The 16,265-nt window shown below is 72.7% G+C and carries 16 protein-coding genes, 1 tRNA gene and 2 pseudogenes; 16 read left to right on the forward strand and 3 right to left on the reverse strand.

Features of this window, described 5'->3' with window-relative positions; genetic code table 11:
• Nucleotides 1–283: 283 nt before the first annotated feature.
• From fdh to C1I93_RS18930, 8 genes and pseudogenes are all read left to right on the forward strand, one after another.
• Nucleotides 284–3,526, forward strand: a pseudogene (fdh, locus tag C1I93_RS18900) (formate dehydrogenase); the annotation flags it as partial.
• Nucleotides 3,527–3,576: 50 nt separating this feature from the next.
• Complete coding sequence (locus C1I93_RS18905) at nt 3,577–4,521, forward strand: 4Fe-4S dicluster domain-containing protein (protein ID WP_111244625.1); 945 nt, start codon at nt 3,577–3,579, stop codon at nt 4,519–4,521.
• A complete protein-coding gene (nrfD, locus tag C1I93_RS18910; protein WP_223256233.1) occupies nt 4,518–5,684 on the forward strand; it encodes an NrfD/PsrC family molybdoenzyme membrane anchor subunit in 1,167 nt (388 codons plus the stop codon). The genes C1I93_RS18905 and nrfD overlap by 4 nt, the downstream gene beginning before the upstream one ends.
• 48 nt (nt 5,685–5,732) lie before the next feature.
• Nucleotides 5,733–5,828: transfer RNA gene (locus tag C1I93_RS31675), tRNA-Sec, on the forward strand.
• Between the two features lie 22 nt (nt 5,829–5,850).
• Nucleotides 5,851–7,155 (forward strand): L-seryl-tRNA(Sec) selenium transferase, encoded by a 1,305-nt coding sequence (gene selA, locus C1I93_RS18915; protein ID WP_111244639.1) that lies wholly within the window; start codon nt 5,851–5,853, stop codon nt 7,153–7,155.
• A 2-nt stretch (nt 7,156–7,157) separates the two neighbouring features.
• On the forward strand, nt 7,158–8,924 hold the full coding sequence (gene selB / locus C1I93_RS18920; protein ID WP_111244626.1) for a selenocysteine-specific translation elongation factor: 1,767 nt from the start codon (nt 7,158–7,160) through the stop codon (nt 8,922–8,924).
• 50 nt (nt 8,925–8,974) lie between these two features.
• Nucleotides 8,975–9,172, forward strand: coding sequence for a hypothetical protein (locus C1I93_RS18925; RefSeq protein ID WP_111244640.1), 198 nt, complete (start codon nt 8,975–8,977; stop codon nt 9,170–9,172).
• Nucleotides 9,173–9,245: 73 nt separating this feature from the next.
• Nucleotides 9,246–9,431: a hypothetical protein gene (locus tag C1I93_RS18930; protein ID WP_111244627.1), complete on the forward strand. Its 186-nt coding sequence runs from the start codon at nt 9,246–9,248 to the stop codon at nt 9,429–9,431.
• Between the two features lie 7 nt (nt 9,432–9,438).
• Here the strand turns inward: C1I93_RS18930 and C1I93_RS18935 are convergent, their stop codons facing one another.
• The gene (locus tag C1I93_RS18935) at nt 9,439–10,080 is read right to left on the reverse strand and encodes a hypothetical protein (RefSeq protein ID WP_111244628.1); all 642 of its coding nucleotides are present in this window, start codon (nt 10,078–10,080) and stop codon (nt 9,439–9,441) included.
• Between the two features lie 169 nt (nt 10,081–10,249).
• Between C1I93_RS18935 and C1I93_RS18940 the strand changes: the two genes are divergently transcribed.
• Nucleotides 10,250–10,453: a hypothetical protein gene (locus tag C1I93_RS18940; RefSeq protein ID WP_111244629.1), complete on the forward strand. Its 204-nt coding sequence runs from the start codon at nt 10,250–10,252 to the stop codon at nt 10,451–10,453.
• A gap of 14 nt (nt 10,454–10,467) precedes the next feature.
• Here C1I93_RS18940 and C1I93_RS18945 read toward each other — a convergent pair whose 3' ends face one another.
• Together C1I93_RS18945 and C1I93_RS18950 are read right to left on the reverse strand one after the other, a co-directional pair.
• Nucleotides 10,468–10,926, reverse strand: coding sequence for a hypothetical protein (locus C1I93_RS18945; RefSeq protein ID WP_111244630.1), 459 nt, complete (start codon nt 10,924–10,926; stop codon nt 10,468–10,470).
• Complete coding sequence (locus C1I93_RS18950) at nt 10,923–11,135, reverse strand: phosphatidylethanolamine-binding protein (protein WP_111244631.1); 213 nt, start codon at nt 11,133–11,135, stop codon at nt 10,923–10,925. The genes C1I93_RS18945 and C1I93_RS18950 overlap by 4 nt, the downstream gene beginning before the upstream one ends.
• A gap of 188 nt (nt 11,136–11,323) precedes the next feature.
• On the opposite strand from C1I93_RS18950, the gene C1I93_RS18955 reads away from it, so the two are divergent.
• The 7 genes and pseudogenes from C1I93_RS18955 to C1I93_RS32030 all read left to right on the forward strand — a co-directional run.
• Nucleotides 11,324–12,070 carry an SAM-dependent methyltransferase gene (locus C1I93_RS18955; RefSeq protein WP_111244632.1) on the forward strand — a complete coding sequence of 249 codons (747 nt, stop codon included), beginning with the start codon at nt 11,324–11,326 and terminating at the stop codon, nt 12,068–12,070.
• 62 nt (nt 12,071–12,132) lie between these two features.
• A complete protein-coding gene (locus C1I93_RS18960) occupies nt 12,133–13,311 on the forward strand; it encodes a PP2C family protein-serine/threonine phosphatase (RefSeq protein WP_111244641.1) in 1,179 nt (392 codons plus the stop codon).
• Between the two features lie 56 nt (nt 13,312–13,367).
• Nucleotides 13,368–13,826, forward strand: a complete 459-nt coding sequence (locus tag C1I93_RS18965) for a MarR family winged helix-turn-helix transcriptional regulator (RefSeq protein WP_111244633.1) — start codon at nt 13,368–13,370, stop codon at nt 13,824–13,826.
• 270 nt (nt 13,827–14,096) lie between these two features.
• Complete coding sequence (gene clsA, locus C1I93_RS18970) at nt 14,097–14,732, forward strand: cardiolipin synthase ClsA (protein ID WP_111244634.1); 636 nt, start codon at nt 14,097–14,099, stop codon at nt 14,730–14,732.
• Nucleotides 14,729–15,643 (forward strand): DUF881 domain-containing protein, encoded by a 915-nt coding sequence (locus tag C1I93_RS18975; protein ID WP_111244635.1) that lies wholly within the window; start codon nt 14,729–14,731, stop codon nt 15,641–15,643. Before clsA ends, C1I93_RS18975 begins: the two co-directional genes overlap by 4 nt.
• On the forward strand, nt 15,640–15,972 hold the full coding sequence (locus tag C1I93_RS18980; protein WP_111244636.1) for a small basic family protein: 333 nt from the start codon (nt 15,640–15,642) through the stop codon (nt 15,970–15,972). Before C1I93_RS18975 ends, C1I93_RS18980 begins: the two co-directional genes overlap by 4 nt.
• A 9-nt stretch (nt 15,973–15,981) precedes the next feature.
• Nucleotides 15,982–16,265 (forward strand): annotated as a pseudogene (locus C1I93_RS32030) (hypothetical protein); the annotation flags it as partial.

A 16,265-nucleotide genomic window follows, 5' to 3' on the forward strand; every position in this document is an offset into this window, starting at 1 on the left:
GGGAGGGGTGGAGTGGGAACAAGGAGGGGTGTGGGTCGGTTGTACCGAGCGTCGGTGTGATCCAGTGTCCCCGGGCCTCACCTATATTGCCGTCGCGGAATACCGTTCGGCTGGAGCCGCGTCGCGCCACTCGCCGAGAGGCGACCTGCACACTGACACCCACGCGTCGCCCCCGGTCCGATGTCGGACCGGGGGCGACGTCGTCGGTGCGGATGCGCGTACCGGGCTCGCCGAACCGGCCGGGCTGTTCTAAGGTCAGGACGGACAGCGTCGGTGGGAGGTGATGTCGGTGGGCCTGCGGGACGTGTTTCTCGGCTGGCCGGTGTACCGGCAGCTCACCGGTGCCGACCCGCTCGGTCGGGGTGCCGCGGCTCAGTCGGCCCGGTCCGCCGGGCTCACCGCCCGCACCGAGGAAGCCGAGCGGGTGGCCCGCTCGGTCTGCCCGTACTGCGCTGTCGGCTGCGGTCAGCGGGTGTTCGTCCGCGACGGCACGGTCAGCCAGATCGAGGGGGATCCGGACAGCCCGATCTCCCGGGGGCGGCTCTGCCCGAAGGGTTCGGCCAGCAAGAGCCTGGTCACCAGTCCGCTGCGGCAGACGACTGTGCGTTACCGCCGGCCGTACGGCACCGAGTGGGAGGACCTGGACCTGGAGACGGCGGTCGACATGATCGCCGATCGGGTGCTCGCCGCCCGCGCGCAGACCTGGGAGGACACCGACGCTCAGGGCCGGGCGTTGCACCGCACCCTCGGCATCGCCAGCCTCGGCGGGGCGACGTTGGACAACGAGGAGAACTACCTCATCAAGAAGTTGTTCACCGCGGCCGGGGCGATCCAGATCGAGAACCAGGCCCGCATTTGACACTCCGCCACCGTCCCCGGTCTGGGGGCCAGCTTCGGTCGCGGTGGCGCGACGATCTTCCAACAGGACGTGGCGAACGCTGACGTCATCGTCATCCAGGGCTCCAACATGGCGGAGGCCCATCCGGTGGGTTTCCAGTGGGTGATGGAGGCGAAGCGGCGGGGGGCGAAGGTCTTCCACGTCGATCCGCGGTTCACCCGTACCAGTGCGCTGGCCGACACGTACCTGCCGATCCGGGCCGGTACCGACATCGCGTTGCTCGGCGGGGTGGTCAATTACATCCTCGGCAACGAGTTGGACTTCCGGGAGTACGTGCTGGCGTACACCAACGCGGCGACGATCGTCAGTGACGATTTCGTCGACGCCGAGGACGCCGACGGCCTCTTCTCCGGGTTCGATCCGGCCACCGGCAGTTACGTGCAGGACAGCTGGCAGTACGCCGGTCACGAGCAGACTTCCGGCAGCGGGCACACCGGTGCCGAGCGGGAGACCGCCGCGGGGTTGCAGCACGAGTCGCATGGTGCTCCGGTGTCCGGTGCGGTCGCCCGGGACGAGACGCTGCAACATCCGCGCTGCGTCTACCAGATCCTCAAGCGGCATTTCGCCCGCTACACCCCGGAGATGGTGGAGCGGGTGTGCGGGGTGCCGCAGGAGAAGTTTCTGGAGTTGGCGCGGGCCTGGACGGAGAACTCGGGTCGGGAACGCACCGGCTGCCTGATCTACTCGGTGGGGTGGACGCAGCACACAGTCGGGGTGCAGTACATCCGTACCGGGGCGATCATTCAGTTGTTGCTGGGCAACGTGGGTCGTCCGGGCGGTGGTGTGCTGGCGTTGCGTGGGCACGCCAGCATCCAGGGTTCCACGGACATTCCGACCCTGTTCAACCTGCTGCCGGGCTATCTGCCGATGCCGCGGCACGATGTGCATCCCAGCTTCCACGCCTGGGTGGACAGCATCCGGCACCCGGGGCAGAAGGGTTTCTGGGGCAACGCCGGGGCCTTCGCGGCCAGCCTGCTCAAGGCGTACTGGGGTGATGCGGCGACGCCGGAGAACGACTTCTGTTACGACTACCTGCCTCGGCTGACCGGCGACCACGGCACCTACCGGCAGGTGCTGGACATGATCGACGGCAAGATCAAGGGGTACTTCCTGCTCGGCCAGAACCCGGCGGTGGGTTCGGCGCACGGCCGGGCGCAGCGGTTGGGCATGGCGAACCTGGACTGGCTGGTGGTCCGTGACCTGTTCATGATCGAGAGCGCGACGTTCTGGCGCAACGGTCCGGAGGTCGCTACCGGCGAGATCGTGCCGCAGGAGTGTCGTACCGAGGTGTTCTTCCTGCCGGCCGCCTCCCACGTGGAGAAGGAGGGCACGTTCACCCAGACCCAGCGGCTGTTGCAGTGGCGGGAGAAGGCCGTCGACCCGCCCGGTGACGCCCGCTCCGAGCTGTGGTTCTTCTACCACCTGGGGCGCAAGCTGCGGGAGAAGCTGGCCGGTTCGTCGTTGCCGCGCGACCGGGCGCTGCTGGACCTGGCCTGGGACTATCCCACCCACGGCCCGCACGACGAGCCGGACGCCGAGGCGGTGCTGCGCGAGATCAACGGGTACGACACCGCCACCGGCCGCCCGCTCGGCGGTTTCGCCGAGGCCCGCGACGACGGCAGCACCGCCGTGGGTTGCTGGATCTACTCCGGGGTGTACGCCGACGGGGTGAACCAGGCGGCCCGCCGCCGTCCGGGCCAGGAGCAGGACTGGGTGGCCGCCGAGTGGGGTTGGGCGTGGCCGGCGAACCGGCGCACGCTGTACAACCGGGCGTCGGCTGATCCGCAGGGCCGGCCGTGGAGCGAACGCAAACGGTACGTGTGGTGGGATGCCGAGGCGAGCCGGTGGACCGGTCACGACGTGCCTGACTTCGAGGTGACGAAACCGCCGTCGTACCGGCCGCCGGAGGGGGCCGTGGGTCCGGCGGCGCTCGCCGGCGATGACCCGTTCGTCATGCAGGCTGACGGCAAGGGTTGGCTGTACGCGCCGAGCGGGGTGCTGGACGGTCCGCTGCCCACCCACTACGAGCCGGTCGAGTCGCCGGTGCGTAACCGGCTCTACGGCCAGCAGGCCAATCCGACCCGCAAGATGTACGCGCACCCGGTCAACGCCACGAACCCGAGTCCGCCGCAGGAACACAGTCAGGTCTTCCCGTACGTGTTCACGGTCAGCCGGCTCACCGAGCACCACACCGCGGGCGGGATGAGCCGTACGGTCGCGCCGCTGGCGGAGTTGCAGCCGGAGATGTTCGTGGAGGTGTCGCCGGAGTTGGCCGCGCTGGTCGGGCTGGCGCCGCTCGGTTGGGCGCACCTGGTGTCGGCGCGTGCGGTGGTGGAGGCGAAGGTGCTGGTTACCGACCGGGTGGCGCCGCTGTGGGTGGACGGCCGGGTGATTCATCAGCTGTGGTTGCCGTACCACTTCGGGTTCGAGGGCCTGGTCACCGGTGACTCGGCCAACGACCTGTTCGGCATCACCCTGGATCCGAACGTGCTGATCCAGGAGAGCAAGATCGGCACGTGTGACGTGCGGGCGGGCCGCAGGCCGACCGGTGCCGCGCTGCGCGACCTGGTGGAGGACTACCGGCTCCGGGCCGGCATCGTGCCGGGTGTCACCCCGCCGTCGGTCACCCCCGGTGTGCGGGTCGAGCCGAGTGTCGGCGATGAGGAAGGGGAGCCCTGATGGCCGATCCGGTGAGCCGGCCGGACCCGCCGGTGGCGGACGACCCGGCCACCGCGGCCGGGTGGGTCGACGCGCCGCCGAGGATGGGTTTCTTCACCGACACCAGCGTCTGCATCGGCTGCAAGGCGTGCGAGGTGGCCTGCAAGGAGTGGAACGGGGTGCCCACCTCCGGGCTGGATCTGCTCGGCATGTCGTACGACAACACCGGCGCGTTGACCGCGAACTCGTGGCGGCATGTGGCCTTCGTCGAGCAGCCCCGTCCGGCCGGGCACCCGCCCGCCGCCTCCACCGGGGCGGAGCCGACGGCGCGGACCGAGTTCCTCGGTATGCCGGGTGCCGCGCCTCCGGGTCGTACCGGCAGCGCGGACGGTCGCAGCGATTTCCGCTGGCTGATGATGTCCGACGTGTGCAAGCACTGCACCCGGGCCGGCTGTCTGGACGTCTGCCCGACCGGCGCGCTGTTCCGCACCGAGTTCGGCACGGTGGTGGTGCAGGAGGACATCTGCAACGGCTGCGGCTACTGCGTGTCGGCTTGCCCGTACGGGGTGATCGACAGGCGGGCCGACGACGGCCGGGCGTGGAAGTGCACGCTCTGCTACGACCGGATCGGTGCCGGTATGACGCCGGCCTGCGCGCAGGCCTGCCCGACCGAGTCGATCCAGTACGGTCCGCTTGACGAGTTGCGGGACCGCGCCGCCGCCCGGGTGGCGGCGCTGCACGAGCGGGGGGTGCCGGAGGCGCGCCTGTACGGCCACGACCCGGCCGACGGGGTCGGTGGCGACGGGGCGTTCTTCCTGCTGCTCGACGAGCCGGAGGTGTACGGCCTGCCGCCGGATCCGCAGGTGCCCACCGCCGACCTGGGGCGGATGTGGCGGCGGGCCGGGGTGGCGGCGCTGGCCATGGCCGCCGGTGCGGTGGCCGCGTTCCTGGGCGGCCGGCGATGAGCCCGCGCCCGCCGGCGGAGGACGAGCCGCATCGGCCGAGCACCGACGACCGCCCGCCGGCCGGGCACGGGCCGCGTGCGCCGGGGGAGGACGAGTCGCGTCGGCCGGTCGGCGAGCGGTTCCGTCGCTTCCGCGACGGCGTGTCGTCCGGTGCGAACGAGTCGGGGGTCACGCCGGCAGCGGGCCGGCGGCGGAGGCGGGCCGGTGAGGAGTTGGCGGTGCCGCCGGCGGAGTTCACCTCGTACTACGGCCGCCCGATCCTCAAGCCCCCGGTCTGGACCTGGGAGATCGCGGCCTACCTGTTCACTGGTGGTCTCGCCGCCGGTTCGTCGTTGCTGGCCGTCGGTGGGCAGCTCACCGGCCGGCCCGCGCTGCGCCGGGCGGGACGGGTCACCGCGTTGGCCGCCGTCACCGCCAGCGGTGTCCTGCTGGTGAAGGACCTGGGTCGGCCGGAGCGGTTCCACCACATGCTGCGGGTGGCGAAGCCGACCTCGCCGATGTCGGTGGGCACCTGGATCCTCACCGCGTACGGTCCGGCGGCCGGGCTCGCCGCGATCGCCGAGGTGGCGCCGCTGTTGCCGGATCGGGGTCCGTGGCGGCCGGTGCGCCGGGTGTTGCCGCCGGTGGGGTGGGCCGCCGGGGTGGCCGCCGCCGCGGTGGCGCCGGCGTTGGGCACGTACACGGCGGTGTTGCTGTCGGACACGGCAGTGCCGTCCTGGCATGACGCGTACCCGGATCTGCCGTTGGTCTTCGCGGGCAGTGCCCTGGCCAGCGGCGCCGGGGCGGCGCTGATCGCGGTGCCGCCGAGGCAGGCCGGCCCGGCGCGGCGGCTGGCGGTGGCCGGTGCCGCCCTGGAGTTGTTCGGTGCCCACCGGGTGGAGACCCGGCACGGTCTGCTCGCCGAGCCGTACCGCACCGGCCGGCCCGGCCGGTTGCTGCGGGCCGGGCGGGCGTTGACCGCCGCCGGGGTGGTCGGCGCGTTGCTGGGTGCCCGCAGCCGGGTCGTCTCGGCGCTGTCCGGGGCGGCGTTGCTTGCCGCGTCGGTGGCCACCCGGTTCGGTGTCTTCCACGCCGGTGTCGCCTCGGCCCGTGATCCGCGGTACACGGTGCTGCCGCAGCGGGAGCGACTCCAGCGGCGGCAGGCCGGCGAGCAGGACGGGTAGTCCGACCTCTTTCGCGCAGTCGGCATCGGGCTGTGATCCAATGCCAGTGGAGGCGTTCAGGCGGCTGGTGCCCCTCCCGGTCTTCAAAACCGGTGTGGTCCGGGACCCGGGCCAGGCGGGTTCGATTCCCGTCCGTCTCCGCCAACGCTGCGAGGAGATGACCCCGATGGGCGACGGTCGCGCCGACCCGCGGCGGCGGATGCCGCGTACCGACGCGCTGCTGGCCGAGCCGCGACTGGCCGCGGCCGCCGCCAGCTTCGGCCGGGACCGGGTCAAGGCCGCCGTGCGGCAGGCCCAGGACCAGGCCCGTCGCGGCCAGATCGACCCCGACCAGGTACGCGACGCCGCGCTCGCGGCGTTGCCGTCGGCGGCACCGAGGGCCGTGCTCAACGCCACCGGGGTGCTGCTGCACACCAACCTGGGGCGGGCGGCGCTCTCCGAGGCGGCGGTGGCCGCGGTGGTCGCCGCCGCCGGGCACACCGATGTGGAACTGGACCTGGGCACCGGGCGGCGGGCCCGCCGGGGTCGCGACGCGCTGGACGCCCTGGCCGCGGCCGTGCCGCAGGCGCAGGCGGTGCACGTGGTGAACAACGGCGCGGCGGCGCTGGTCCTCGCCGCCACCGCGCTCGCCGCCGACGCGGAGATCGTGGTCAGCCGGGGCGAACTGGTGGAGATCGGCGACGGGTTCCGGCTGCCCGACCTGTTGACCAGCACCGGTGCCCGGCTGCGGGAGGTCGGCACCACCAACCGCAGCACCCTGGCCGACTACGCCGCCGCGATCGGGCCCCGCACCGGCTTCGTGCTCAAGGTGCATCCGTCCAACTTCCAGGTCACCGGGTTCACCTCGTCGGTGCCGGTGCGGCAGCTGGCCGGTCTCGGGGTGCCGGTGGTGGTGGACATCGGTTCCGGGCTGCTCGCGCCCGATCCGTTGCTGCCCGACGAGCCGGACGCGGCGAGCACGCTGCGCGCCGGGGCGCACCTGGTCACGGCCAGCGGTGACAAGCTGCTCGGTGGCCCGCAGGCCGGGCTGCTGCTCGGCGCCGCCGAGCTGGTCGAGCGGCTGCGTCGGCATCCGCTGGCCCGGGCGGTGCGGGTGGACAAGCTGACCCTGGCCGCGCTGGCGGCCACTCTCGGTGATCCGGTCACGCCCACCTGGTCGGCGCTGCACGCCGACGCGGCCGCGCTGCGGGCCCGCACCGAACGGCTGCGCGACGGCCTGGTCGCCGACGGCTGCAAGGCGGAGGTGGTGCCGGCGGTGGCGGTGGTCGGCGGTGGTGGCGCGCCCGGAGTGGAACTGGACTCGTGGGCGTTGAGCCTGCCCGAGCGGTACGCCGCCGCGCTGCGCACCGGAGACCCGCCGGTGCTCGGCCGGGTGGTCCGCGGCCGGACGCTGCTGGATCTGCGCTGCGTGCCGGAGCATGCCGACGCCCGGGTGCGGGCCGCGGTGCTGGCCGTGCCGGGAGACGACTGAGCATGTTGGTGGTGGCCACCGCCGGGCACGTCGACCACGGCAAGTCCACGCTGGTGCGGGCGTTGACCGGGATGGAACCCGACAGGTGGGCGGAGGAACGCCGTCGGGGCATGACCATCGATCTGGGGTTCGCCTGGACCACGCTGCCCTCCGGTGCCACAGTCGCTTTCGTCGACGTGCCGGGGCACGAACGGTTCGTGCCCAACATGCTCGCCGGGGCCGGTCCGGTGCCGGCCGCCTTGGTGGTGGTCGCCGCCGACGAGGGCTGGATGCCGCAGTCCGCCGAGCATCTTGCCGCGCTGGACGCGCTCGGGGTGGCGTACGGGCTGCTGGTGGTGACCCGCGCGGACCTGGCGGACCCGCGGCCCGCGCTGGCGCGGGCCCGTGCGGAGCTGGCGGCGACCTCGCTGCGGGCGGTGGAGGCGGTGCCGGTCAGTGCGGTGACCGGTGTCGGCCTGCCCGAGCTGCGGGCCGCGCTGGACCGGCTGGCCGCCGCGCTGCCCGCCCCGGCGGCCGAGGCACCGGTGCGGCTCTGGGTGGATCGCAGCTTCACGGTGCGCGGCAGCGGCACCGTCGTCACCGGCACCCTCGGTGCCGGTCGGCTGCGGGTCGACGCCGAACTGGAGCTGGCCGGCAGCGGCGACGTGGTGCGGGTGCGCGGTCTGCACCGGCTCGGTGAGCCGTGCCAACAGGTCGGGCCGGTGGCGCGGGTGGCGGTCAACCTGCGGGGCGTGGCCCGCGACCGGGTCGGCCGTGGTGACGCGCTGCTCACCCCGGGGCGGTTCGGCACCACCGACCTGGTTGATGTGCGGCTGGTCGGCGATCCGGTGGCCGACCTGCCCGCGACGCTGGTGCTGCACATCGGTGCGGCGGCGGTGCCGGTGCGGATCCGCCCGCTGGGTGTGGACACCGCCCGGCTGCGGCTGTCCCGGGCGTTGCCGCTGCTCGTCGGTGACCGGGCGTTGCTGCGTGATCCCGGCCGGCACCGGGTGGCCGGTGGTGTCACCGTGCTGGATGTGCTGCCGCCGCCGCTGCGCCGCCGGGGTGCCGCCGCCACGCGGGCGGCGCAGTTGGCGACCCTGGACGGTCGGGTGGACCTGGCCGGCGAGTTGCGCCGCCGGGGCCTGGTACGCGCCGACGACCTGCGTCGGGCGGGTGTGCCGGTGACGGTGACTCCGGTGGTGGGGCAGTGGCTGGCCGATCCGGAGCACTGGCGGCAGCTGGGCCGCCGGCTCGCCGACGTGGTGGCGGAACACGCGCGAGAGCAGCCGCTGGCGGCGGGCGTGCCGGTGGAGGAGTTGCGACGGCGTCTCGACCTGCCCGATCGGGCCCTGGTCGAGGCGCTGGTGGGTCCGCCGTTGCGGTTGCACGACGGCCGAGTCACCGCCGCCGGGCCGCAGGTGCTGCCCGAGCCGGTGCTGCGGGCGCTGGCGCTGGTCGGCCAGGACTGGGCCACCCACCCGTTCCGGGCACCCGACGCCGACCGGCTGGCCGCCGTCGGGCTCGGTGCCCGGGAGATCGGCGCCGCGGTACGCGCCGGGGCGGTGCTGCGGCTGCCCGGCAACGTGCTGCTGCCGCCCGCTGCGCCGCAGCGGGCGGTGCCGGTGCTGGCCGCGCTCGCGCAACCGTTCACGCTCAGCGCCGCCCGGCAGGCGCTGGACACCACCCGCCGGGTGGCGGTGCCGCTGTTGGAGCTGCTGGACCGGCAGGGCGTCACCCGCCGGCTGCCCGACGACGCCCGGCTGGTGGTGGGCGCGGGGGAGGGGTGAGTCCGGGTGTCCGCCGGTCGGCGGTCCGCCGGTGCGCCTACCGTGACGTCATGGACCCGAGCGCGATCTGGCGGGACCGGCAGCACCGGTGGCGCATCGAGGCGTACCGGGCGCCGGACCTGCGTTTCGCCGTCTTCGCCACCAACGGCACCACCGAGTCGGCGCCGCTGTGGTTGTTCGGCATGTCGGCGTTGGCCCGGTGGTTGATGACCCACAAGATCTCGCTGGACGACCTGGAGACCGACTGACCGTTCGCCCGGTCGGAGGACATCGGGCCGGATATCCGACATTCGGGTCGGGTCGGTTCGTACCGTGCCAGCTGTGAGGGACAAAGGCATCCGCAAGCTCTTCGCGGTGCTGGCCGGCCTGGCGGTGATCTACTTCGGCACCACCGGCCGTTCCGCCGAGGAGGGACGGGGACTCACCGGCGGCCTGGTGGTGTTGGCGCTGCTCGCCGCCCTGCTGGTGTGGCACCTGACCAAGCCCGGTGGTGACGCGGCGAACTGACCGAAGGTCAGCCGGCGGCGCGGGTGAGCTGCCCCGCTGACTCCTCGCCCAACGCCACCCGTACCAGCGCCGAGGCCAGCCGGCCGAAGTCGTTGTCGTCGACCAGGCGGGCCAGCCGATCCGGCGCGGCGGGCAGCCCGAGGCGTTTCGCCCCGGCGACCGTCCGCCGGTCGGCGTACGGGCGTAACCGTGGCCAGATCGTCTGCACCTCGCGTAGGAAGATGTCGGCGCCGGTGGGTCCGATGCCGGGGAACTCGGTGAGCAGCCGGCGCAGGGCGGCCGGGTCGTCGCCCGCCTCCCGGTGCAGTCGCCGCAGGTCACCGTGCCAGCGGTCCAGGCAGAGTCGGGCGGCGGTGCCGAGCATCGTGGCGGTTCGCTCGTCGTAGCGGCGGTAGTGGCCGCGTCCGAGCGCGTCGACCCGGTCCTGCCAGGTCGCCGCCTCCATCGCCGCCGGGGTGCGATAGCCGGCGGCGAAGAGTTCCCGCGCGGCGGCCACCGCCACCTGGGCCCGGATCCGGGTGCTCAGCAGGGTGACCAGCACCAGCAACTGGTACAGCGGCGCCGGCCGGTCGGCCAGGGTGATGCCGGCTTCCTCCGCGTACGTGCGGCGGGTGATCAGCGCCCGCACCAGCTTCTGTTGCTCGCCCATCATCGCCGTGTACCCAAGCAGGGGCCCCCTATTAACGCCTCGGGTAGAGCAGGGGCCCCCTGTTAACAGCCGGGCCGGCTGGTGGGCGCGGAATGCCGGCCACGGCGGCGGGTAAGCCGCGGGATGCACGTGGGCGCCACGCCCGCGCCAGCGGCGAAGGGAGACGACCGTGACGAACCCGCAGCAGGAGGAGTTCCGGCGCAACAACCTCGGTGCCACCAGCCAGGACAACAAGGGCCCCGGCCCGGCGGGACATCCCCGTAGCCGAGGTTCGTCGTCGGCGGACGCCGGTCGTCCGGTGCCGCGTGGACAGCAGTCGCCGTACGGTCCGGCCGGGCAGCCGGTGGCCGACGACGACAGCGACGCACGGTAGCGCCGAGGGGACGGTCACGGCCGCAGCCGGTTCCAGGTGGCTGCGGCCGTGATCCCGTACGCCAGGTGCGGGACGAGGTCGGCGATCCAGTCCGTACGTCGCCAGGTGCGGGGATCGGTGACCCGTAGCAGCGTCAGAGACCCGTCGGCGACCGTCATCGCCGCGCCACCGAGCAGTGCGGCGGCCCGTGGCAGCGGTTGCCGCCGGCCGCGGGTCAGGAGCGCGAACCCGACCGCGGTGGCCAGGCCCGCGCCGTAGCCCATCAGCGCGCCGAGCCCGGACCGGCGGTTGTCCGCCTGCCCGTCCAGGCCCAGGTCCAGGTGGACGGCGTCGGCCACCTTCGCGGCGCTCTGCTGCGGCGTCTGGCTGGCCGGGCGGGCCCGCAGCACCATGTCCAGGTACGTGACGATGTTGAGTGCGGTGCTGCCTACCGCCCCGGCGACGAGCCCGTCGGCGAGGCCGCCGCCCCTCACTTCGGGTCGCCCGGTTCGCGGGTGCTCTTGGGCCCGTAGGCGCGGTCGCCCCGGATCACGCCACGCTGGCCCCGATCCTCCTGGAGGATCCGGTTGGCGGTCTCGTCGGCCTGCTTGTCCGGGGTGTGCCGACCGGAGTCGTCGATCGCGTTGCGGATGCGGGCCCGCTGCTTGTCGTAGCCCTTGCTGCCCGGTCGTGGTCCTGGCATCGGTGTCTCCTCTGGTCGTCGCCGGTGCCGTACGCGCCCGTCTACCCGCCTGGACCGGCGCCAACCCCGCCAGGTCCCTGACCGGGGCGCACGGACCTGCGCCAGGGGAGCATGTCAGCGGGGCGATACCTGTCAGTGGCGTGGTGTCGGTAGGCTGGCGTCGAACCCCGGGGGAGGGAGCGTCGTCGATGGTGGACCCCGACCGGCCGAGCACCGCCCGGATGATCGACTTCTGGCTCGGCGGGTCACACCATCATCCGGTCGACGTGGTCGCCGCGACAGCGTTCGAGCGGGCGTACGGACCCTGCGCCCCGGTCTTCCGGGCCTTACGCGCCTTCCTCGGCCGGGCCGTGCGGTCGGTGGCCGACACCGGTGTGGACGGGTTCCTGGTCTTCGGCGCGGGGGTGCCCACGATGGGCAACGTGCACGAGATCGTGGCCGACGCCAGCGTGCTCTACACCGACGCGGATCCGGCGATCGTGCGTCTCGGGCAGGGCATCCTGGTCGGCAGTGACCGGGCCGGTTACGGCTACGCCGACGTCACGGACATCGGCACACTGGATCCTGCCTTGCTGCACCGCTTCGTGCCGGGGTGGGGCCGGCGCCCGGTGGGGCTGGTGTTACTCGGTCTCGCTGCCTTCCTCGACGACGACACCCTGGCCCGCACGCTTGACGAGCTGTACACCGCGACAGCGCCGGGCAGCCATCTGGTGATCGATTTCGACACCGAGGAACTCGCCGGTCATCCTGAGGCGCTGGCCATGATGGGTCCGGCGTTCCGGATGCGGGCGCCGTCGGTGTTCGTGCCGTTGCTCGGTCGGTGGAGGCCCACCGCGGACGGCGTGGTGCCGGTGCATCGCTGGCGGCCGGACGGGCCGCCGGAGGAGTTGCCGGACGCCTTCCATGGCGTGGTGGCGGTGCGGTCGACCGGGTGACCGAGGGTGGAGCCACCTCCGTATGATGCTTGTCCTGGGGCAAGTGTTGTCGGAGGATGGTCATATTGGATGCGTCCACGGGGGTTTCCCGCGCCCTGCGCGAGGCCCCGCCCGATCGGGTGGTCGAGGCCGCCGGCCGGGCCATCCGGTCCGCCCTGTGCGCGACGAACACCGTGGTGTTCGTCGCCGACTACCGGATCAACGGACTCTGGCCGGTGCTCGACTCGCGGCAGCCGGAGGCCGGCGCCGAGGTCGACCAGAGCGTGCTCCAGCGGTGTTTCAGTAGCCAGCGGCCTGTGCAGGAGACCGACGACAGGGGCCGATGCCGGCTCTACCTGCCGGTGTCGGTGTGGGGTGAACGGCTGGGTGTGCTGATGGTCGAGCTGCCCGATGTGCCTGGCGACGAGGTGGTACGCCGGGCCGCCGATATCGCTGGCGAGGTGGCCCTGGCATTGCGGGCGGCGGACCGGGAGACCGATCGTTACCGGCGGGCGCGTCGCCGGGAGCGGCTGAGCATGGCTGCCGAGTTGCAGTGGGAGCTGCTGCCGGGGCGCAGCGTCAGCCATGACACGTTCCACCTGGCGGGGCAGCTCGAACCGGCGTACACGGTGGGTGGTGACCATTTCGACTGGTCGTTGGATGACGACCGGCTCACTGCCACGGTGCTCAACGGCGACGGCATCGGGTTGGCCGCGGCGCTGCTGACGGCGGTGACGGTGAACGCGATGCGTAATGCTCGCCGCTCCGGTGGCTCGCTGGTGGAGCAGGCCGAGTTGGCCTCCGACACGGTCTACTACCAGCACCGTGGACACCGGCACGTGGCCACGGTGCTGCTGGAGTTGGACTGTGTCACCGGGCGGGTGCGGGCGGTGGACGCGGGGTCGCCACACGTGATCCGGCTGCGGGGTACGGCCGTGTCCCGGGTGCCGCTGGAGCAGCAGCTGCCGTTGGGAATGTTCGCCGAGACCCGGTATGACCTCCAGGAGTTCGAGCTGGAGCCCGGGGACCGGCTGTTCGTGGTCTCCGACGGGGTGTGGGCAGCCGACCCCAGCGGTCGGGAAGGTTACGGCGAACGGGCGATGGCCCGCGCGATGCGGGCCACCCGGTTGCAGCCGCCGCCCGAGGCGGTTGGCACGGTGATGCGCGAGTTGCAGGCTTTCCACGCGGATGCCGATCTGCGTGACGACGCGGTGATGGTGTGCCTGGACTGGCGTGGATCTGCCGGTCGGGAGGAGGCTTGACGGATGTCGCCGGCAGGGACGGGCAGGGCCAGCGCCACGATCGCAGGGGACATCGGGTGGAGCGACCGGATCTCGCCGCGGCGATAGACGCAGCCGCCGAGGCGCTGGTGGGCGTGCTCGATTCGGCGGTCTCGCGGCACCGGCTGACCGTCTCGCCTACCCAGTTGCGGGTGTTGTCGCTGCTCAGCAGCCGTCCGGAGACCAACGTCAACCGCTTGGCCGAGTTGCTGGACGTCGTGCCATCCTCGGCCAGTCGGCTCTGTGACCGGTTGGAGGCGATCGGGCTGCTGCGCCGGGTGGCCGATCCGCGGGACCGGCGCGAGGTGCGTCTGGAGCCGACGCCGGCGGCGCGGGCGCTGCTGGGGCAGGTGCGCGCGCGGCGGCACGAGGCGGTGCGGGCGGTGCTGGACCGGATGCCGGTACGGGGTCAGCAGGAACTGTTGCGGGCGTTGTTGGCGTTCGGGCAGGCGGCGCGGGCGGTGCCGACGTCGGATACCTCCCCGCGCAGTGCCTGACCCTATCGTCCTAGGATGACCTACAGGTGGTGGCCCATGTCACGGCAGCATCGGCACACCACGGCGCTGGGCAGCGGAAGCGTCGGGCCAGCCCGATATAGTGGCAGCGCATCCGGCCGGCCCGTGATCAAGCGACCGGGGCCGGCGGGGCCAGGGGAGGTCCCGGATCCAGGGATCGCAGGGGGCGCTGGCGTCAGCCGGCTGAACAAGTGCGTACGACGCAGCACGGCGCAACGCCGCGGCGGTCGAGCGCGCCGCGGAGGAGGTTCGGTGTCGCGTCGGCCCGCTCGGGTGCAGCAACCACAGGCCACCGGTGCGGCCGAGCAGTCCGAGGACCGGGTGCTGACCCTGCCGAACGTGATCAGCTTCGTGCGCCTGCTGGGCGTACCCCTCTTCCTGTATCTGTTCCTGGTCGTGCGGGCCGACGTGGCCGCGATCGTGGTGCTCGCCGTGGGCGGCACCAGCGACTGGGTCGACGGCTGGATCGCCCGCCGACTGCGGCAGGTCTCCCGTCTCGGTGAGCTGCTGGACCCGCTGGCTGACCGGCTTTACATCCTCGCGACGCTTGTCGCGTTCACCGCCCGCGAGGTGGTGCCCTGGCAGTTCACCGTGGCGCTGCTGGCCCGGGAGATGCTGTTGCTGGGTTCCCTGGCGGTGCTGCGCCGGCACGGCTACGGTCCGCCGCCGGTGCACTATGTCGGCAAGACCGCCACGTTCCTGTTGCTGGCGGCGTTCCCGGTGTTGCTGCTGGCTGCTGTGGTGCCGGCGGCGGCCGCTGTGGCCGGCGCGGTGGGTTGGGCGCTGGCGTGGTGGGGTCTGGTGTTCTACTGGGTGGCCGGGGCGCTCTACGTGATCCAGGCTCGCCGGTTGGTGCGGGCGGTGCGGAGCCAAGGGGTGACGGCATGAGCGACGAACAGGGGGAGAGCCGCCGCGGCGGCCGGGGTTTCGCCCCCGATTTCCTCACCGAGCTGTTTCGCAATCCGTTGGATCCGGGTTACGCCGACGCGGCGGCGGCACGGGCGAAGGCGGGCCGTGCGGCGCGTCCGGGTTGGTCGGTGGGGCCGGTCAGTGTGGTGATCGTGGCGCTGCTCGGTTTTCTCTTCGCGGTGGCGTACCGGCAGACCATGGCCGATGAGCCGGGGCGGGCGCAGGCCCGGTCGGGGTTGGTGGCGCAGATCCAGCAGCGGCAGGGCGAGACCGACGCGTTGTCCTTGCGGGCCGACGCGCTGCGCGAGGAGGTCAACCGGGAACGCGAGGCGGCGCTGGGTGGTTCGCATGCGGCGCGGTTGCGCAACCTGGAGGCCGCTACCGGTCTCGGTAAGGTGCGTGGCGACGGTGTGGTGGTGCGGTTGGCGGACGCGCCGCCTGGTCAGCAGCCACTCAGTGGTGCCAATGTCGGTCCGCCGCAGGTGCTCTACAGCGACCTTCAGGCGGTGGCCAACGATTTGTGGGGTGCCGGGGCGGAGGCGATCGCGATCAACGGGCAGCGGTTGACGGCCACGTCGACGATCCGCAATGCGGGTCAGGCGATCCTTGTGGATTTCCGGCCGGTGACCGGGCCGTACGAGGTGTCGGCGATTGGTCCGGATGCGTTGCGGGAGCGGTATGAGGGCAGTGGTAGCGCGTTGACGATGCGCAGGGTGGCGCAGGACACGGGGTTGTCGTTCGGGGTGCACGACGCCGACGACCTCACCCTGCCGGCGGCTCCGGAGCCGCAGCTACGCTACGCGGAGCCTGCGGTGAGTGCGTCGCCGTCAGGTGGTGACGAGTCGCCCGGCTCGGGTTCGTCTCCCAGTCCCTCCGGAGGTGGTCGATGATCGCGGTGCTGGCGCTGATCGCCGGTGTGTTGCTCGGTCTGTGGTTGGACCCGACGGTGCCGAGGGCGTTGGAGCCGTATCTGCCGATCGCGGTGGTGGCGGCGTTGGACGCGGTGTTCGGTGGGGTGCGGGCGAAGCTGGACCGGATCTTCGACGACAAGCAGTTCGTGGTGTCGTTCATCTCGAATGTGCTGGTGGCGGCGCTGATCGTGTATTTGGGTGATCAGTTGGGGGTGGGTGGGCAGTTGTCCACCGGAGTGGTGGTCGTGTTGGGTGTGCGCATCTTCGGCAATGTGGCGGCGATCCGTCGGCACCTGTTCCGAGCGTAGGTTTGTGGCGTGAGCGACGAGCACGAGGAGACGGGTACGGGGTGGCCGCAGCCGGCGGGTCCGGCGCGGCCGGGTGGTCCGGCGGGTGAGCCGGATCCGCGGCCGGAGGCGCCGGATCCGGATGAGTTGAGTCCGTTGGTGCCGGATCCGCGGCCGGAGGGTGACGAGTCGCCGGTGCAGCCTGGGTCGGCGGCGTCGGCCGGTGCCGATGAGGGTGCGGCGGCTGTTTCGAGCGCGGTGGTGCCGGGTCGGGATGAGGCGGCGGGGTCGGGGGCCGGTGTGCCGGTGGATGG

It is taken from the genome of Micromonospora endophytica (genome assembly GCF_003236305.1).
In the GTDB taxonomy this organism is placed as follows: Bacteria; Actinomycetota; Actinomycetes; order Mycobacteriales; family Micromonosporaceae; genus Micromonospora; species Micromonospora endophytica.

Coding starts and splice junctions, on each gene's coding strand:
- C1I93_RS18905 (WP_111244625.1), top strand. CDS start 3,577: ATGGCCGATCCGGTGAGCCGGCCGGACCCGCCGGTGGCGGACGACCCG.
- selA (WP_111244639.1), top strand. CDS start 5,851: ATGGGCGACGGTCGCGCCGACCCGCGGCGGCGGATGCCGCGTACCGAC.
- C1I93_RS18935 (WP_111244628.1), bottom strand. CDS start 10,080: ATGGGCGAGCAACAGAAGCTGGTGCGGGCGCTGATCACCCGCCGCACG.
- C1I93_RS18925 (WP_111244640.1), top strand. CDS start 8,975: ATGGACCCGAGCGCGATCTGGCGGGACCGGCAGCACCGGTGGCGCATC.
- C1I93_RS18980 (WP_111244636.1), top strand. CDS start 15,640: ATGATCGCGGTGCTGGCGCTGATCGCCGGTGTGTTGCTCGGTCTGTGG.
- nrfD (WP_223256233.1), top strand. CDS start 4,518: ATGAGCCCGCGCCCGCCGGCGGAGGACGAGCCGCATCGGCCGAGCACC.
- selB (WP_111244626.1), top strand. CDS start 7,158: ATGTTGGTGGTGGCCACCGCCGGGCACGTCGACCACGGCAAGTCCACG.
- C1I93_RS18950 (WP_111244631.1), bottom strand. CDS start 11,135: ATGCCAGGACCACGACCGGGCAGCAAGGGCTACGACAAGCAGCGGGCC.
- C1I93_RS18975 (WP_111244635.1), top strand. CDS start 14,729: ATGAGCGACGAACAGGGGGAGAGCCGCCGCGGCGGCCGGGGTTTCGCC.
- C1I93_RS18955 (WP_111244632.1), top strand. CDS start 11,324: ATGGTGGACCCCGACCGGCCGAGCACCGCCCGGATGATCGACTTCTGG.